Origin of the sequence: Delftia acidovorans SPH-1, assembly GCF_000018665.1 — a bacterium.
Classification (GTDB): Bacteria; Pseudomonadota; Gammaproteobacteria; order Burkholderiales; family Burkholderiaceae_C; genus Comamonas; species Comamonas acidovorans.
On sequence record NC_010002.1, the window covers coordinates 199,922 to 216,861 of the forward strand.

Annotated in this window: 16 protein-coding genes; 6 read left to right on the forward strand and 10 right to left on the reverse strand. The window is 69.3% G+C overall.

Features of this window, described 5'->3' with window-relative positions:
* Positions 1-36: 36 nt before the first annotated feature.
* From DACI_RS00870 to DACI_RS00885, 4 genes are read right to left on the reverse strand one after another with little or no spacing between them, the layout of a single operon-like run.
* A complete protein-coding gene (locus DACI_RS00870) occupies positions 37-465 on the reverse strand; it encodes a PaaI family thioesterase (RefSeq protein ID WP_012202114.1) in 429 nt (142 codons plus the stop codon).
* A complete protein-coding gene (locus tag DACI_RS00875; protein ID WP_012202115.1) occupies positions 462-1,619 on the reverse strand; it encodes an acyl-CoA dehydrogenase family protein in 1,158 nt (385 codons plus the stop codon). The genes DACI_RS00870 and DACI_RS00875 overlap by 4 nt, the downstream gene beginning before the upstream one ends.
* A 22-nt stretch (positions 1,620-1,641) precedes the next feature.
* Positions 1,642-2,853 carry a thiolase gene (locus DACI_RS00880; protein ID WP_012202116.1) on the reverse strand — a complete coding sequence of 404 codons (1,212 nt, stop codon included), beginning with the start codon at positions 2,851-2,853 and terminating at the stop codon, positions 1,642-1,644.
* Positions 2,850-3,254: a Zn-ribbon domain-containing OB-fold protein gene (locus tag DACI_RS00885; RefSeq protein ID WP_012202117.1), complete on the reverse strand. Its 405-nt coding sequence runs from the start codon at positions 3,252-3,254 to the stop codon at positions 2,850-2,852. The genes DACI_RS00880 and DACI_RS00885 overlap by 4 nt, the downstream gene beginning before the upstream one ends.
* Before the next feature lie 364 nt (positions 3,255-3,618).
* Between DACI_RS00885 and fmdA the strand changes: the two genes are divergently transcribed.
* The 5 genes from fmdA (at position 3,619) to DACI_RS00910 (ending at position 8,909) form a co-directional block, all read left to right on the forward strand.
* Positions 3,619-4,851, forward strand: a complete 1,233-nt coding sequence (fmdA, locus tag DACI_RS00890) for a formamidase (RefSeq protein WP_012202118.1) — start codon at positions 3,619-3,621, stop codon at positions 4,849-4,851.
* Between the two features lie 17 nt (positions 4,852-4,868).
* The gene (locus DACI_RS00895) at positions 4,869-5,222 is read left to right on the forward strand and encodes a zinc ribbon domain-containing protein (RefSeq protein WP_012202119.1); all 354 of its coding nucleotides are present in this window, start codon (positions 4,869-4,871) and stop codon (positions 5,220-5,222) included.
* A gap of 146 nt (positions 5,223-5,368) precedes the next feature.
* Positions 5,369-6,394 carry a tripartite tricarboxylate transporter substrate binding protein gene (locus DACI_RS00900; protein WP_012202120.1) on the forward strand — a complete coding sequence of 342 codons (1,026 nt, stop codon included), beginning with the start codon at positions 5,369-5,371 and terminating at the stop codon, positions 6,392-6,394.
* A 146-nt stretch (positions 6,395-6,540) separates the two neighbouring features.
* Positions 6,541-7,782: an ABC transporter substrate-binding protein gene (locus tag DACI_RS00905; RefSeq protein ID WP_012202121.1), complete on the forward strand. Its 1,242-nt coding sequence runs from the start codon at positions 6,541-6,543 to the stop codon at positions 7,780-7,782.
* Positions 7,779-8,909, forward strand: coding sequence for a zinc-dependent alcohol dehydrogenase family protein (locus DACI_RS00910; protein ID WP_012202122.1), 1,131 nt, complete (start codon positions 7,779-7,781; stop codon positions 8,907-8,909). The genes DACI_RS00905 and DACI_RS00910 overlap by 4 nt, the downstream gene beginning before the upstream one ends.
* A gap of 63 nt (positions 8,910-8,972) precedes the next feature.
* Here the strand turns inward: DACI_RS00910 and DACI_RS00915 are convergent, their stop codons facing one another.
* The 6 genes from DACI_RS00915 to DACI_RS00940 all read right to left on the reverse strand — a co-directional run bounded on the left by DACI_RS00915 (position 8,973) and on the right by DACI_RS00940 (position 15,588).
* The gene (locus DACI_RS00915; protein ID WP_043780257.1) at positions 8,973-10,364 is read right to left on the reverse strand and encodes an amidase; all 1,392 of its coding nucleotides are present in this window, start codon (positions 10,362-10,364) and stop codon (positions 8,973-8,975) included.
* The gene (locus DACI_RS00920) at positions 10,348-10,608 is read right to left on the reverse strand and encodes a hypothetical protein (protein ID WP_013800077.1); all 261 of its coding nucleotides are present in this window, start codon (positions 10,606-10,608) and stop codon (positions 10,348-10,350) included. Before DACI_RS00920 ends, DACI_RS00915 begins: the two co-directional genes overlap by 17 nt.
* Positions 10,586-11,557, reverse strand: coding sequence for a tripartite tricarboxylate transporter substrate binding protein (locus tag DACI_RS00925; protein WP_012202124.1), 972 nt, complete (start codon positions 11,555-11,557; stop codon positions 10,586-10,588). The genes DACI_RS00920 and DACI_RS00925 overlap by 23 nt, the downstream gene beginning before the upstream one ends.
* A gap of 355 nt (positions 11,558-11,912) precedes the next feature.
* Positions 11,913-13,424, reverse strand: a complete 1,512-nt coding sequence (locus DACI_RS00930; RefSeq protein ID WP_012202125.1) for a class I adenylate-forming enzyme family protein — start codon at positions 13,422-13,424, stop codon at positions 11,913-11,915.
* Positions 13,425-13,438: 14 nt separating this feature from the next.
* On the reverse strand, positions 13,439-14,437 hold the full coding sequence (locus tag DACI_RS00935) for a Bug family tripartite tricarboxylate transporter substrate binding protein (RefSeq protein WP_012202126.1): 999 nt from the start codon (positions 14,435-14,437) through the stop codon (positions 13,439-13,441).
* 155 nt (positions 14,438-14,592) lie between these two features.
* Positions 14,593-15,588, reverse strand: a complete 996-nt coding sequence (locus tag DACI_RS00940) for a LysR family transcriptional regulator (RefSeq protein ID WP_043780260.1) — start codon at positions 15,586-15,588, stop codon at positions 14,593-14,595.
* A 99-nt stretch (positions 15,589-15,687) separates the two neighbouring features.
* On the opposite strand from DACI_RS00940, the gene DACI_RS00945 reads away from it, so the two are divergent.
* Positions 15,688-16,911 carry a CaiB/BaiF CoA transferase family protein gene (locus DACI_RS00945; RefSeq protein ID WP_192812302.1) on the forward strand — a complete coding sequence of 408 codons (1,224 nt, stop codon included), beginning with the start codon at positions 15,688-15,690 and terminating at the stop codon, positions 16,909-16,911.
* Positions 16,912-16,940: the final 29 nt, after the last annotated feature.

The following is a 16,940-nucleotide window of genomic DNA, read 5'->3' on the forward strand; positions in this document are numbered from 1 at the left end:
CGGCCGGCCAACAGCAGCCCGCCGACAGCCGCCCGTTCAGTCGGCCTGGGCCGTGTCCCGGTCCAGCGTGGTCGGTGCCAGCCAGTATTTGAAGGTGCCGGTGGCCGTGGCCACCAGCTTGCCGTCCTCGTCCAGCAATTGCGCCGCGCAGCTGCACAGGCTGCGGCTGGCGTGCACCACCCAGCCTTCGGCCAGCAGCGCGCCCTTGCCCGGGCGGTGGAAGCGGCTGCTCATCTCCACCGTCACGGCGGTCTGCGATGGCGCACCGGGCAGCTCGCCCGCGGCGCGCGACATCACGGAGTCCAGCAGCGTCATGAGCACGCCGCCATGCGCGGCGGGCAGCTGGTTGAGCAGTTCCTCGCGCATGTGGGGCAGGCGCACATGGACCTTGCCGGGCGGCGCGGGCACCTGCGAGGCGCCGATCAGCCGCATGAAGGCATTGCGGTCGGGGGCCGGTGCGCTCATGCGGCGCGCGCCTCGCGCACCATGTTGCGCGCGATGATGACCTGCTGGATCCGTGTCGTGCCTTCGTACAGGCGGAACAGCCGCACGTCGCGGTAGAAGCGCTCGATGCCGAACTCGGCCAGGTAGCCCGAGCCGCCCAGGATCTGCACGGCGCGGTCGGCCACGCGGCCCACCATCTCGGTGGCGAACATCTTGCAGCACGAGGCCTCGGTGGAGACGTTGCGGCCCTCGTCGCGGCGGCGCGCGGCGTCGATCACCATGCACTCGGCCGCATACAGCTCGGCCTGGCTGTCGGCCAGCATGGCCTGCACCAGCTGGAACTCGCAGATGGGCTGGCCGAACTGCTTGCGCTCCAGCGCATAGTTCAGCGCGTCGCGCAGGATGCGCTGCGCCACGCCCACGCTCACGGCCGCGATGTGGATGCGGCCCTTGTCCAGCACCTTCATGGCGGTCTTGAAGCCCTGGCCTTCCTTCAGGCCGATGAGGTTGGCCGCCGGCACGCGCACGTTGTCGAAGAACACGTCGCAGGTGTGAGCGCCCTTCTGGCCCATCTTCACGTCGTTCTTGCCGAAGCTGATGCCTGGCGACTTCGCATCCACGATGAAGGCCGAGACGCCGCCCGCGCCCTTGTTGGCCGGGTCGGTGCGCGCCATCAGCGTGAACATGCCCGCATGCGGCGCGTTGGTGATGAAGCGCTTGTTGCCGTTGACCACGTAGTGGTCCCCATCCCTGATGGCGGTGGTGCGCAGCGAGGCCGCGTCCGAGCCCGCCTCGGGCTCGGTCAGCGCGAACGAGGCCATGATCTCGCCCGTGGCCAGCTTGGGCAGCCAGGCCGCCTGCTGCTCGGGCGTGCCGTCGATGAGGATGCCCTGCGAGCCTATGCCCACGGTCGTGCCGATCACCGAGCGGAAGGCCGGCGCGGTCTGGCACAGCTCGAAGAGCACGCGCACCTCTTCCTCCATGGTCAGCTCCAGCCCGCCGAACTGCTCGGGGATGGTCATGCCGAACAGGCCCAGGTTGCGCATCTCCTGCACGATGGACTCGGGAATTTCGTCGGTCTCGGCCACTTCGTTCTCGGCGGGCACCAGGCGCTCGCGCACAAATCGGCGCACGCTGTCCAGCAGGGCTTCGAGGGTTTCTTGGTCGCGGATCATTGCGGTGTGCTTCCTGTGCGGTTCAGAGGGTTTCGGCGGTTCCCAGCACCGCCGTGGATTGGCTGGATAGCGTGCCGCCATTGCCATGGACCACGGCCGTGCGGTGGCGTCCCAGCTGGCGCTGGCCGGCCTCGCCGCGCAGCTGGCGCACGGCCTCGATCAGCGCAAAGATGCCGTACATGCCCGGGTGCACGCAGGACAGGCCGCCGCCGTTGGTGTTGACGGCCAGCCGCCCGCCGGGCGCGATGCCGCCCTTGGACACGAAGGCGCCGCCCTCGCCCTTGGCGCAAAAGCCCAGGTCCTCCAGGAACAGCAGGGTGTTGATGGTGAAGGCGTCGTAGACCTGGGCCATGTCCATGTCGGCAGCGGTGAGCCCGGCCATGGCAAAGGCCTGGGCGCCAGACTGCGCGGCGGCCGTGGTGGTCAGGTCGGGCATGCAGGAGATCTGGCGGTTCCAGATGGCGGTGGCATTGCCCAGCACGTAGACGGGGGGGCGCGGCAGGTCGCGGGCGCGCTCGCCGCGCACCAGCACGATGGCGCCCGCGCCGTCCGTCACCAGGCAGCAGTCGCGCACGCTCAAGGGGCTGGCGATGGGGCGGGCCGAGAGCACGTCCTCGATGGTCAGCGGGTCGCGCATGAAGGCTTCGGGGTTGAGCTGGGCCCAGGCACGCGCGGCCACGGCCACCTCGGCCAGTTGCTCGCGCGTGGTGCCGAACTCGTGCATGTGGCGCGCGGCCGCCAGCGCATAGGCGGTCACGGGCAGCACGGGCTCGTAGGGGAACTCGTAGGGCTGCGGGTCCAGGAAACGCCGCGCCGCCTGGCCTTCCTTGCGGCCGAAGGTGGCCGAGCGCTGGGCGCTGCCGTAGCACACCAGCACGGCCTTGCACTGGCCGGCCTCCAGCGCGCGGATGGCGGGCAGCAGGTGGGCGATGAAGCTGCTGCCGCCGATCATCGTGCCGTCCACATAGGTGGGGTTGATGCCCAGGTGCTCGATCACGGGCATGGTCCACATGCTGGCGTTGACGCTGCAGGTGGCCAGGCCGTCGATGTCCTGCATGGTCAGGCCCGCATCGGCCACGGCCGCATGGGCGGCGCGCACCAGCAGGGTCATGTCGTCCATGCCGGGTGCCTCGCCGCAGCCATAGGTGGCGGCGCCGGCAATGGCCACGCGCCCGCGCAGCGGGCGGTTCACGGCGGCGGCGTCCAGGGTGGATTGGGGGATGCGGGCGCTCATGCTGCACCTCCCTGCGATCCCTGTGCCGCCTGTCCGAGCGCGGGCTGGAACAGCACCAGGCCGCGTCCGTCCTTGCTCGCCACATGGGCGCTCACGCGCTGGCCTATGCGCACGTCGGCCGGCGCAATGCCTTCGACGCGGCCCATCATGCGCACGCCTTCGTCCAGGTCGATCAGGGCCACGTTGTAGTCGCCACCGGCATCGCTCTTGCGCGCGACGGTGCTGGTGGAGTAGACCGTGCCCTGGCCGCTGGCGCGCACCCAGCGCAGCGGGCTGGCGCCGCAGTGCGGGCACAGCTCGCGCGGGGTGAAGACATGGCGCGTGCATTGCGTGCACTGCTGTATGCAGAAGCGGCCGGCATCGAGTTCGGCCTGGTAGTGGGTCTGTGCGCTCAGGTGCATGGGCGGTGTCTCCGTTCTCGGTGTTCTTGGCGCTGCACCCGGCACGCGGGCGCAGCGGCTGTCCGCCAGCATGCCCGCATCGCGGGGCCGCTTCAATTCGCCAATCTGGAAGGGTGGCTTCACCAGTGCCGGCGCCCGGCTGTCAACCCAGGGTTGCTGCCTAGGCGGGCCGGCGGGCACGGCTGCTATGGTGTTTATGCATTCCCGGCCTTTTCTTCATACCCGCCCTGCGCCGCCTGCCGGCGCACCGAGGGCGCGCCGCTGCTTTGGCACAGCGTGGCGCCACAGGAAGGCCGGCAATGGCGCGCCGCACCCCGGCCCGTTCTCCGCTGTCGATCCCCACCCACCCAGGAGGTTTTTGCACATGACGGATACGCTGATCAAGGTGGACCTGAACCGCCCGCCCACCGACAACGAAAGAGTCCACAACCGCTGGCACCCGGACATTCCCATGGCCTGCTGGGTCCAGCCCGGCGACGACTTCATCCTGGAGACCTACGACTGGACCGGCGGCTTCATCAAGAACAACGACAGCGCCGACGATGTGCGCGACATCGACCTGACCACGGTGCACTACCTGTCCGGACCCGTGGGCGTGAAGGGCGCCCAGCCCGGCGACCTGCTGGTGGTGGACCTGCTGGACATAGGCGCCAAGCCCGACAGCCTCTGGGGCTTCAACGGCTTTTTCTCCAAAAACAATGGCGGCGGCTTCCTGACCGACCATTTCCCCTCGGCCCAGAAATCGATCTGGGACTTCAAGGGCATGTTCACCAGCTCGCGCCATATCCCGGGCGTGAACTTCCCCGGCCTCATCCATCCCGGCCTCATCGGCTGCCTGCCTGACCGGCCCATGCTGGAGATGTGGAACGAGCGCGAGCGCGCCCTCATCGCCACCGACCCCGACCGCGTGCCCGGCCTGGCCAACCCGCCGTCGGCCGGCACGGCCCACATGGGCCAGATGCGCGGCGAGGCCCGCGACAAGGCCGCCGCCGAAGGCGCGCGCACCGTGCCGCCGCGCGAGCACGGCGGCAACTGCGACATCAAGGATCTGTCGCGCGGCGCCAAGGTGTTCTTCCCCGTCTATGTGGATGGCGCCGGCCTGAGCGTGGGCGACCTGCACTTCAGCCAGGGCGATGGCGAGATCACCTTCTGCGGCGCCATCGAGATGGCGGGCTGGGTGCACATGAAGGTCTCGCTGATCAAGGGCGGCATGGCCAAGTACGGCATCAAGAACCCCATCTTCAAGCCCAGCCCCATCACGCCGCGCTATGACGACTACCTGATCTTCGAGGGCATCTCGGTGGACGAGAGCGGCAGGCAGCACTACCTGGATGTCAACGTGGCCTACCGCCAGGCCTGCCTGAACGCCATCGAATACCTGAAGAAATTCGGCTACAGCGGCGCCCAGGCGTATTCCATCCTGGGCACGGCGCCCGTGCAGGGCCATATCAGCGGCGTGGTGGACGTGCCCAACTCCTGCGCCACGCTGTGGCTGCCCACGGGCATCTTCGACTTCGACATCAACCCCAACGCCGCAGGGCCGGTCGTCCAGTTCGACGGCAGCATCGACATGCCCCTGTCCCCCGACCTGCGCTGACGCCAAGGAGTCCGCCCATGCCCACCTACGACTATGACTGCGTGCAATGCGGCGGCTTCGAGGCCCTGCGGCCGCTGCGCCTGCGCGACGAGCCCGCGGCCTGCCCCGGCTGCGGCACGGCGTCCGCGCGCGTGCTGGCCGCCGCGCCCCGGCTGGCGCTGATGGCCGACGGCACGCGCCGCGCCATGGACACCAACGAGCGCGCGCGCCACGAGCCCGCCAGCTCGCGCGACTATGACCATGGCTATGCGCGCTTCAAGCACCCGGCAGGCTGCGGCTGCTGCGGATCGGGGCGGCGCAGCGCCACGGTGACGGCACCCAACGGCGCAAAGTCCGCGCCCTCGCGGCGGCCCTGGATGATCAGCCACTAGGCTGCATCGGAGTGGGCCGCTTCCCAGGGTTTCCACCGCTTGGGAGCCCTGGAAGCGCGCCTTCCACATTCGCGAAACACGGCGCAGGCCGGCTTGCCCAGAATGGGCCGCGCGGCAAGCCGCCGCCCGTTGCCCGGAGTTTCGCCATGCCCCCGTCTTCCCTCCCATCCTCTTGCCCGTCTTCCTTTTCGTCGCAGCGCCGCCGCCTGCTGTCCGCCGGCGGCGCGCTGGCTGCCAGCAGCCTGCTTCCCGCAGCCCGGGTGGCCCATGCGGCCGATGCCTGGCCCACGCGGCCCGTGCGCTTCATCGTGCCCTTTCCGCCCGGCGGTCCCGTGGACACCACGGCGCGCGCCTTCACCCAGAAGCTGGGCGAGATCTGGCAGCAGCCCAACCTGGTGGACAACCGTGCGGGCGCCGGCGGCATGGTGGGCGCGGCCCTTGCGGCCAAGGAGCCTGCCGACGGCTACACGCTGTTCGTGGGCTCCATCCACCATGCGGTGAACCCGGCGCTGCAGCCGAAGATGACCTACGACATAGAGCGCGACTTCGCGCCCGTGAGCTTTGCGGCCATGTTCCCGGTCTTCCTGGTGGCCCATCCCTCGGTGCCCGCCAGCAATGTGCGCGAGCTGATCGCGCTGGCCAAGTCCGGCAATGGCCTGAGCTTCGGCTCCTCGGGCAATGGCGGCGGCACGCACCTGGCTGGCGAGCTTTTCAACATGCATGCAGGCATCAAGCTGCAGCACATTCCCTACAAGGGCAGCGCGCCGGCCATGAACGACCTGCTGGGCGGCCAGGTGCAGCTGATGTTTGCCGATGCGCCCAGCGCGCTGCAGCACATCAAGTCCGGCCGCATCAAGGTGCTGGGCGTGGCCAGCCGCCAGCGCTCGGCCATGCTGCCCGAGGTGCCCACCATTGCCGAGTCGGGCCTGCCCGAGTACGAGGCCTATTCCTGGGCCGCGCTGTTTGCGCCGGCCCGCACACCGCCCGCCGTGCTGGCGCGCATCAACGCCGACTTCAACACCGCGCTGCGCGATGCCGCCGTGCGCCAGCGCCTGCTGACGGCGGGCGCCGAGGCCGACCCCGGCACCCAGCAGCAGATGCGCGAGCGCCTGAGCAGCGAGCTGCGCAAATGGGCCCAGGTGGTCAAGGTGGCCGGCATCCAGGCGGACTGAGCGCGGCGGCGGGCCGGAGTCGGGACAAACCCGGCTTCGCAGCGCTGCAACCCCGCCTTTCGCAATCGCGCATAGCCGGGCCGCTATGGCCTGCTTAGGCTTGCCTCCGGTATCCAGAAAAACAACCCCGAGACAAGGAGACGGATATGCGGAAAGGCTTGATGCGAGGCGGCTTGACCAAGGCGCGCGCTGCCGGCTGCGCGCTGGGCGCCGGCCTGCTGTGGACGGCGGCGGCGCAGGCGCAGCAGATATCGGACGATGTGGTGCGCATCGGAGTGCTCAGCGACATGTCGGGCCTGTACGCGGACACGGCGGGGCGCGGCTCCGTCGAGGCCGCGAAGATGGCCGTGGCCGACTTCGGCGGCCAGGTGCTGGGCAAGAAGATCGAGGTGGTCTGGGCCGACCACCAGAACAAGGCCGACGTGGGCGCCACCCATGCGCGCACCTGGTTCGACCGCGACGGCGTGGACCTGATCGTGGACATCAACAACACGGCCGTCGCCATCGCCGTCAACAACCTGGCGCGCGAGCGCGGCAAGATGGTGATCAACACCGGCGGCGCCTCGGACATCCTCACCAACGAGCACTGCGCGCCCACGGCCATCCACTACACCTACGACAGCTATGCGCTGGCCAATGGCGCGGTGCGCGGCATCCTGGCCCAGGGCAAGAAGGACTGGTTCATCCTGGGCGTGGACTATGCCTTCGGCAAGGCCATGACGGCCAACGTGACCGACTTCCTCAAGGAAGGCGGTGGCAAGCTGGTGGGCACCACCTTCCATCCGCTCAACGCCAGTGATTTCTCGTCCTTCCTGCTGCAGGCCCAGGCGTCCAAGGCCTCGGTGATCAACCTGGCCAATGCCACCAGCGACACGGTCAACGCGATCAAGGCCGCGCACGAGTTCGGCATCGCGCCCAGGCAGACCCTGGTGCCCAGCCTGCTGTTCATCAACGACGTGCATGCGCTGGGCCTGCGCTACGGCCAGGGCATGGTGCTGACCACGGGCTTTTACTGGGACCGCACCGAGGCCACGCGCGCCTGGTCGCGGCGCTTCTTCGAGAAGATGAAGAAGATGCCCTCCATGATCCATGCGGGCGCCTACTCGGCCGTCACCAACTACCTCAAGGCCGTGCAGGCCACCAGGGGCGACGACGGCAACGCGGTGGCGCGCCAGCTCAAGCAGATGCCCATCGAGGACTTCTTCGCCCAGAACGGCAAGGTGCGCGAGGACGGCCGCATGGTGCACGACATGTACCTTGTGCATATCAAGAAGCCCGAGGAATCCAGATACCCCTGGGACTACTACAAGGTGCTCTCCACCATCCCCGGTGACGAGGCCTTCCGCCCGCTGTCCAAGAGCAGCTGCAAGCTGGTGAAGACATCATGAAGACACGCGCCGCCGTACTCACGAGAACGGGCGCAGCCGCGCCCTATGCCGACAGCCGCCCGCTGGAGATCTGGGAGGTGGACCTGGCGCCGCCCGGCCCCGGCGAGGTGCTGGTCAAGGTGGCCGCCGCAGGCGTGTGCCACTCCGACCTGTCCATCATCAACGGCGACCGTCCGCGCGACACGCCCATCGTGCTCGGCCACGAGGCCGCAGGCGTGATCCAGGCGCTGGGCGAGGGTGTGACCGACCTGGAGGTGGGCGACCACGTGGTCATGCTCTTCGTGCCCGGCTGCGGCAACTGCCAGCCCTGCGCCGAAGGCCGGCCCGTGCTGTGCGAGCCCGCAGGCCAGGCCGGCGTGGCGGGCACCCTGCTGTCGGGCGCCAGGCGGCTGTCGCGCAATGGCCAGCCCATCTCGCACTTCGTCGGCGTCTCGGCCTTTGCCGAGCATGCCGTGCTCTCGCGCCGCGGCGTGCACCGCATCGACAAGTCGGTGCCGCTGGAGCTGGCCGCGCTGTTCGGCTGCGCCGTGATGACCGGCGTGGGCGCGGTGGCCAATACCGCCAGAGTGAGCCCCGGCCAGAGCGTGGCCGTGGTGGGGCTGGGCGGCGTGGGCCTGTCCTCGGTGATGGGCGCGGCGGCGGCGGGCGCGGCCCGCGTGGTGGCCGTGGACCTCAATGCCGACAAGCTGGCCATGGCGCGCGAATTCGGCGCCACCGATATCGTCAACGCTGGCGACGAGGATGCCGTCAAGCAGGTGCGCGAGCTGACAGGCGGCGGCGTGGACCATGCCTTCGAGATGGTGGGATCGGCCAAGGCACTGGAGATGGCCTACCGCATCACGCGGCGCGGCGGCCAGACCGTGACGGCGGGCCTGCCTTCCAGCGCCCAGGCGATCAGCCTGCCGGTCTGGCACCTGGTGGCCGAGGAGCGCACGCTCAAGGGCTGCTACATGGGCAGCTGCGTGCCGCGCCGCGACATCGACCGCTACCTGGCCCTGCATGCGGCCGGCAGGCTGCCCGTGGACCGCCTGGTCACCGGCCACCTGACGCTGGACCAGATCAACGAGGGCTTCGACCGCCTGGCGCGTGGCGAGGCCATACGCCAGATCATCCGCATGGATGCCTGAGGTCAGGCTGATCAGCGCGGACCGGGGCTGCTGCTGCGGCTGTGTCCAAGCCAAGCACGGCGGTCAGGTGCCGTCGGGCAGCAGCTGGTTTTCCCAGCCGGTCAGCCGCTCGATGGCACGGGCCACCTGCAGGATGCGGGCCTCGTCGAAGTAGCGACCCACCACCTGCACGGCCAGCGGCAGGCCTTGCGGCGACAGGCCGACCGGCACGCTGATGGCCGGGTGCCCGGTCACGTTGAAGGCATGGGTCTGCACCGGCCAGTGGCGGAAATGCGGCATGGGATCGAAGCGCGGCGCCGTATCCAGGGTGATGGCGGTCAGCAGCACGTCGCAGCGGTCCAGTGCCGCGTCCACGCGGGCCGCCAGCATGCGGCGCACGCGCAGGGCGTTCAGGTAGTCCTCCGAGGACACGGTGGCGCCCAGCAGCAGCCGCGCCGCCGTGAGCTCGCCATAGTCCAGCGGGCGCGAGCGCAGGTCCTGCGCATGGATGGTGAACATCTCGGCACTGAGGATGACGCGGCCGGCCGCCAGGAACTGCTGGCTGTGGGGCAGGCTCACGTGGATGGGACGGGCGCCGGCCTCGGCCAGCAGCGCGGCCGTGCGGTCGAAGGCCGACAGGAACGTGGGCGACGCCTGGGGCGACGACTGGAAGTGGTCCTGCGGCACGCCGATGGTCAGGCCCTTCACGCCCTGCTCAAGCCCCGTGCAGTAGTCGTCCACGGGTTCGGTGGAGCTGGCCGGGTCCAGCGGGTCGTGACCGGCCAGCACCTGCAGCGCGATGGCCGCATCCTCCACGCTGCGCGACAGCGGGCCGCAGTGGTCCAGCGTCCAGGCCAGCGGAAACACGCCGTGCTTGGAGACGCGGCCGTAGGTGGGTTTCAGCCCCACGGCGCCGCACCATGCGGCCGGTATGAGGATGGAGCCGCCCGTGCAGGTGCCCAGGGCCAGCCGCGTGAAGCCCGCCGCAATGGCGGCGCCCGAGCCCGATGACGATCCGCCCGGGATATGGGCCAGGTCCCAGGGATTGCGGGCCGCGGGAAAGGGCAGGTCGGGGCTGGGCGCGCCGATGGCGAACTCGTGCGTTGCCAGCTTGCCCAGGATGACGGCGCCGGCATCGCGCAGGCGCCGCACCGGCGTGGAATCCTCCTCGGGCACATAGTCCAGGCTCAGCCAGGACTGGCAGGTGGTCGGCAGGCCGGCCACGTCGTAGACGTCCTTGATGGCCACGGCAATGCCGTGGAGCAGCGGCAGGTCGGCGCTTTCGGCGCGTGCCATGTCTGCGCTGCGCGCAGCCTCCATGGCACCGCTGGCATCGAGATTGGTGAAGGCATGGATGTCGATGTCCATGGCGCGGATGCGTCCCAGCGCCGACCGGGTCAGCAGCTCCGAGGTGGTCTTGCCGGCGCGCAGCGCGCTGGCCATCTGCCGTATGGAAAGTTCAGGACTGCCGCGCATGGTTGCTCTGACGGGAAATGGTGGTGTGGATGTGCGAGGGACCCGCCTCATGCGCCAGTTCGTTGACGAGGCCGCGGTGCTCCATCAGCAGCTGGTGCTCCGCCAGGATGGGGCCCAGCCGCTCGAAGGGGATGTCGATGCCGTGCTTTTTCAGCGCATTGAGCAATTCGTGCAGCGCATTGACATCGGGCCCTGCCAGTTTCTGCGGCGAAGGGGGTATTTCAGATTTTCGCGATGCCGGCATCACTGACCACCTTTCTCCATTTTCTGGCGTCGTCGGATACGAATGCCTTGGTGCCGCCCACGGATTTCCAAAGGGGAATGCTGCCAAGCTCCATGAATTTGCGCTGCACCTTTTCATCGGCCAGGATATTTTTCATCTGTGCATTGATGGCGTTCACTATCGCGGCCGGCGTGCCCTTGGGTGCCATGAGCACATTCCATGCGGTCTCGTTGAAATTGCCGAGCCGGGCCGGGCTTTGCTCGCTGAGCGTCTGCCAGTCGGGCATGAGGGGCGAGCGCTCGCGCGTGGCCACGCCCACGCGATTGACCTTGCCCTGGCTCACATACTGCTTGGCCGTGATCAGCAGGTCGAAGGCGATATCGACCTGGCCGCTGACCAGGTCGGCCATCATGGGCGCGGCGCCCTGGTAGGGGATGTGCAGCATGCGTATGTCGGCGGCCAGGCTCAGGGCCTCGGCCGCCATGTGGCCCGCGCTGCCATAGCCCGGCGTGGCATAGGTCAGCTTGCCGGGGCTGCGCCGCGCCAGCTCGATCAGGTCCTGCACCGACGACAGCTGCAGGCCCGGGCGTGTGATGAGCACCAGGGGACTGTCGTTGATGGTGGAGATGGCTTCCAGGTCGTTGACCACGTCATACCCGGCCTGCGTGTACAGCGCGCCCGAGATGGTCTGGGCCGTGGTGCAGATCAGCAGCGTATATCCATCGGGACGGGCCTTGGAGACCTGGCGCGCGCCGATGTTGCCCGAGGCGCCAGGGCGGTTTTCCACCACCACGTTGACGCGCAGGCGTTGTGCAAGCTCCTTGGCGATGATGCGCCCCACGACATCAGTGCCACCGCCTGCCGGGAAAGGTACAACCAGCGTGATCTGCCGGTCTGGCCAGGCCGCATGAACCAGGCTGGCAGCGACCAGGAAAATACCTCCGAGAAACAGGCTGAGGATTCTTTTCATGGGCTTGATTCATAGGGTTGCGGGGGAGAGGATGCATGCCCTGTGCAGATCCGGGCCGACACGCCGGGATGCATCTCACGATGGATCCGGTAACTGCAGCCAAGGCCAAGGCAGGCGAAAAAATACGGAATTTGTCAAAACTATTGAAACATTGAGTGCCATAGTTTTACATCATGATGAATGGGGTGCAAGGCCTGCGGATGCGCAATGTAGGGGTGTTGCATCCATGCTGCAGAGGCCGGTTCCGGAAGGCAGTGGCGCGTGCGCACATCCGGGCTTGGGGCAGGGAAGGGGCAGGGCAAGGCAAAGGTTGCACCGGCAGCGGTGGCCGGCGCAACTGCTGGGCGGCCCGGGCTCAGGAAACGCGCAGCGCCTGTTCCTGCAGCAGGCGCTTGAGCACCTTGCCGTTGGGGCTGGTGGGCAGCTCGGACAGGGGCACGATGCGGGCGGGCAGCTTGTAGGGCGCCAGCCGTTCGCGCAGGTGGGAGCGTGCTGCGGCGCTGTCCAGCGTGGCGCCGGGCTGCAGCTCGACAAAGGCGATGACCTCCTCGTTGCCATCGCCCTCGGGCCGCCCGACCACGGCGCTGCGCTGCACGCCGGGCAGCTCGTTGAGCGCCAGTTCCACCTCTGCCGGATAGACGTTGAAGCCCGAGCGGATGATCATTTCCTTGAGCCGCCCCACCACGAAGAGCGCGCCGTCGGCATGCAGCTCGCCCAGGTCGCCGCTGGCGTACCAGCCGCCCTCGCGCATCACGGCGGCCGTGGCCTGGTCATCGCGGAAGTAGCCGTGCATCAGGCCGCGCCCGCGTATCCACAGCTCGCCGCGCTCGCCCACCGGCAGGCTGCGGCCCGTGGCCGGGTCCACGGCGCGCACCTCGGCGCCTTCCACCACGTAGCCCGCGCTGGTGTCGGGCCGCTGCTCGCCCTGTCGTGTGAGGTGGACCGACCCTGCGTATTCCGACAGGCCGTAGCCATGGTGCAGCGCCCGGCCGAAGGCGGCCTCCACGCGCTTTTTCAGCGTCAGGTCCAGCGGGCCGGCGCCGGTATAGACATAGCGCAGCGCAGGCGCCTGCGGGTGGGCAATGCCCTGCTCCTGCAGATAGGCCAGCAGGCGCGCGTACAGCGCAGGCGGCCCCTGCAGCTGGGAGATGCCGTGGCGGGCCAGCGCTCCCAGAAGATCGGCGGGGTCGAACTGCGGGCGCATCACCATCTGCGCGCCCGCATGCAGCGAGGCCAGCAGCACCGTGCCCAGCCCGAAGATGTGGGTCATGGGCACGAAGGCGTAGCTGCGGTCCTGCGGACCCAGGCCGCGCGATGCGGCCGAGACGCGCGCGAACAGCGTCAGCGCGTCATGCCCCACCATCACGCCCTTGGGCGTGCCCGTGGTGCCCGAGGTGAAGATCAGCGCTGCCACCTCGTCCTGCAGCGCGCCGGATTCGGCCACGGCCTGCGCGCGCACGGGGCTGTGCTGCATGCCGGCCAGGGCCGAGTCGCCTGCGCCAAAGCGCCGTGCGTGGCCGCTGGCGCTGTCCGATGCGGCCGAGGTGAAATACACCACGCGCGCATCGGCCTTGGCCGCAAAGGCATCGATCTCGCCAGGCGCCATGCGCGCGTTCACGCCGCAGGACCAGGCGCCCACGCGGCTGCAGGCCAGGATCAGCGCCGCATGCTCGGGGCAGTTCTCGGCCACGACCAGCACGCGGTCGCCGGGCCGCACCTGCAGCGCGCGCAACTCGGCCTCGGCCGTGTCCGCCAGCGCGCCCAGGTCGGCAAAGCTCAGGCTGCTGCCGTCGGGCAGGTGGATGAAGGGACGCTGCGGCGCTTCGGCCAGCCAGCGGTCCAGCAGATGGTGTATTCGTTGATTCATGCTCCGCGTATCCCTCAGTCCACCACAATGCCTTGCGTGACGGTGGCCCACATCGCGCGCTCCTTGGCACCGCGCTCGGCCAGTTTCTGGGGGGCGCCGGTCCACTCTTCGTAGCCCAGTTCCTTGAGGCGCTTGCGCAGCTCCGGCTGGGCCAGGGCGGCGTTGATGGACTTGTTCAGGCGGGCCACGAGTTCGGGCGACATGCCCTTGGGGCCGTAGACGCCATACCAGCCGCCCACGTCGAAGCCCTTGAGGCCTTCGATGCCGGACTCGGCAAAGGTGGGCACATCGGGCAGCGAGGCATTGCGCTGCGGCGAGGTCACGGCCACGGCGCGCACCTTGCCGCTCTGGATGTAGGTGCTGGCGGTGCTGATGATGTCCAGCATCATGCTCAGCTGGCCGCCGATCACGTCGGTCATGGCCGGTGCGTTGCCCTTGTAGGGGATGTGGTTCATCTCGATGCCGCTGCGCCGCGCGAACAGCAGCGCGCCCAGGTGGTTGGAGCCGCCCACGCCGGCCGAGCCGTAGTTGAGCTTTTGCGGATGGGCCTTGGCATAGGCCACGAGCTCGGCCGTGGTCTTGTAGGGCTCGTTGTTGTTGACCACCAGCACGTTGTAGTAGCTGAGCACGGGCGCCACGGGCGTGAGGTCACGGGCCGGGTCGAAGGACATCTTGCTCATCACGTTGGGGCTGATGGTGATGGTGGGGCTGGCCGCGAACCACAGCGTGAGGCCATCGGGCCTGGCGCGCACGACCTCGCTGCCGGCCATGGTGGCGTTGGCGCCGGGCTTGTTCTCCACCACCACCGAGGCGCCCAGCTCCTTGGTCAGCGCCACGCTGAGCAGGCGGGCGCCCTGGTCCACGGGGCCGCCGGCCGAGTAGCCCACGATGAGGCGCACGGGCTGCGCGTCCTGCGCGGCGGCGGGGAGGGTGGCTAGGGCGGCCACCAGGGACGCCAGAAGCGGGGCATGGGCCAGGGTGGCCAGGGCCTTGCGGCGGTGTTGGGCGGGCATGTGCATGTCTCCTGCAAAAAATGAATGAAGCGCTGCCGTGGCCTGCACGGCGGCGCGCCCGGTCTGCGCCGGACATGCAGGCAATGGTGCGCACGCAGGCGCTTCTTGGGAATCTGCTTTTGCCTAAGCCGGGGTTTGCCGGCTGTTAGGACGTCCTAGGAAGACAGGTCCGCGCCCGCCTCTTCGGCGCCCGCCTGCCAGCTGGGCGCGGCGGTGACGATGGCCTCGCGCAGGAACTGCTGGAAGGCGCGGGCCGCCATGGTGGGCTGGCGGTCGGGCATGCGCACCAGGTACATGGCATTGCCCAGGCCGGAGAACACCACCTGGTCCAGCACGGCCACCAGGGTGCCGCCGGCCAGTGCGGCCGAGGTCACGTAGTCCGGGAGCAGGGCCAGGCCCAGGCCGTCCAGCACGGCGTCGTACAGCAGGCGGTAGTCGCCCGATTGCAGCGAGGGCAGCACATCGAGGGCAGCGGAGACGCCATCGTCGCCGCTGCCTGTAAGCCAGGCCAGCCTGCCGCCCATGGCCAGCGGCAGGATGAGGCGGGCCTGCAGCAGGTCGGCAGGCGCGCGCAGGGGCCGGCCCAGCGACTGCTCCAGCGCCTGCAGGCAGGCGGGCGTGGCCACGAAGTTCCAGCGCACATCGCACAGCCGCGTGGCCACCAGATCGTCCAGCGGCGCGGAGGTGATCTGCACCGCCAGATCGACCTTGGAGGCCACGAGGTCGGCCATCTGGTCGTTGATCAGCAGGCGCAGGCGGATGTCGGGATGCTCCCGGCAAAAGCCCAGGATCAGCGGCTTGAGATAGAAATGCCCGAAGCCGGTGGGCACGCGCACGCCCACCTCGCCGCTCACGGTGGAGCGCAACTGGTGGATGGCATCGCGGGCGCGCTGCAGCTCCTCCATCATGGCCAGGCAGCGCCGGTACAGCAGCTGGCCGGCCTGGGTGAGCTCCACATTGCGCGTGGTGCGGCGCAGCAGCTGCGCACCCATCTCGGTCTCCAGCGCACGCAGCCGGCGCGAGACGTTGGAGCGCGTCATGCCGCCGCGCTCGGCCGCCCGCGTGAGGCTCTTGGCCTCGGCGATGTCGATGAAGACGCGGCACAGGTTCAGGTCCATCTCGGCATTCTTTGCGGGGCCGGGGCCGGCCATTGTTGATCGGGAGTCACCAGGCCTGGCCTGCTGGCGAGGATTGTGGCGCCTGCCCTGCCTCCCTAGCATGGAGGAAACCATGGCGAAAGGCCGCAGACCGTGAACCAAGAAGCTTTGCAAACCGCGCCGCCGGCGCCCCTGGCGCACTACCGTGTGCTCGATCTGAGCCAGGGCGTGGCCGGCCCCTACTGCACCCACCTGCTGTCGCGCCAGGGCGCCGAGGTGATCAAGGTCGATCCGCCCGAAGGCGACTGGGCGCGCCACGTGGGCATCTCGCGAAACGGGCACAGCAGCCTGTCTGCCACCTACAACGCGGGCAAGCGCAGCATTGCCGTCGATGCGCGCCAGGCCCAGGGGCGCGCGCTGCTGCTGCGGCTGGCGCGCGAGGCCGACATCGTGGTGCAGAACTTCCGCCCCCAGGTCGTGCAGCGCATGGGCGTGGACTACGACAGCCTGCGCGCGGCCGGCCTGGACCCGGTGTACGTCTCCATCAGCGGCTACGGACCCACGGGGCCGTATGCGGACCGGCCCGCCACCGACTCCGTCATGCAGGCGGACACGGGGCTGATGACCAGCAACCGCGACGCGCAGGGCCAGCCCCAGCGCGTGGGCCTGCTGCTGGCCGACATCGCGGCCGGCGTCTACGCCGCACAGGCCTGCACGGCGGCCCTGCTGGGCAAGGCGCGCAGCGGGCGCGGACGCCATGTGGAGCTGAACCTGTTCGAGGTCTGCTGTGCCCTGCAATCCACGGTGCTGGCCGAAGACACGCTGCGCGGCGGCCTGCCCGCCGAAGGCGTGAGCGCCCCCAACGGCGTGTTCGCCACGGCCGATGGCTTCATCACCGTGCTGGCCCTGAACAACGACCAGTTCGAGCGGCTGTGCCGCGCGCTGGACCTGCCGCACTGGCTGCAGGACGAGCGCTTTGCCTCCAATGCGGGCCGCATGGCCCACCGCCATGTCCTGCATGCCGGGCTGCAGGCCTTGCTGGCGCAGCAGCCGCGCGCCCACTGGGAGCAGCGCCTGGCGGCGCAGGGCGCCCTGCATGCGGGCGTGCGCACGCTGGCCGACGTGGTGGCGCATCCCCAGGCCGTGCACCGCGCATCGTTCGCCACGCTGGCGCAGCCCGGGTTCGGGCCGCTGCTGTATGCGGCATCACCCTGGCCGGCAGACGCAGCAGCCTGCGGTGCATCCCTTGGCGCCGCGCCGCGCACGGGCGAGCACACGCGCCAGATCCTGGCCGAGGCCGGCTGCACGCCGCAGGAGATGGAGCAATGGATGGCCAGCGGCGTGGTTCACCAGTGCGCGCAGGAGGTCATGGCATGAGCGCTTCCACATCCACGTTCACACCCCCC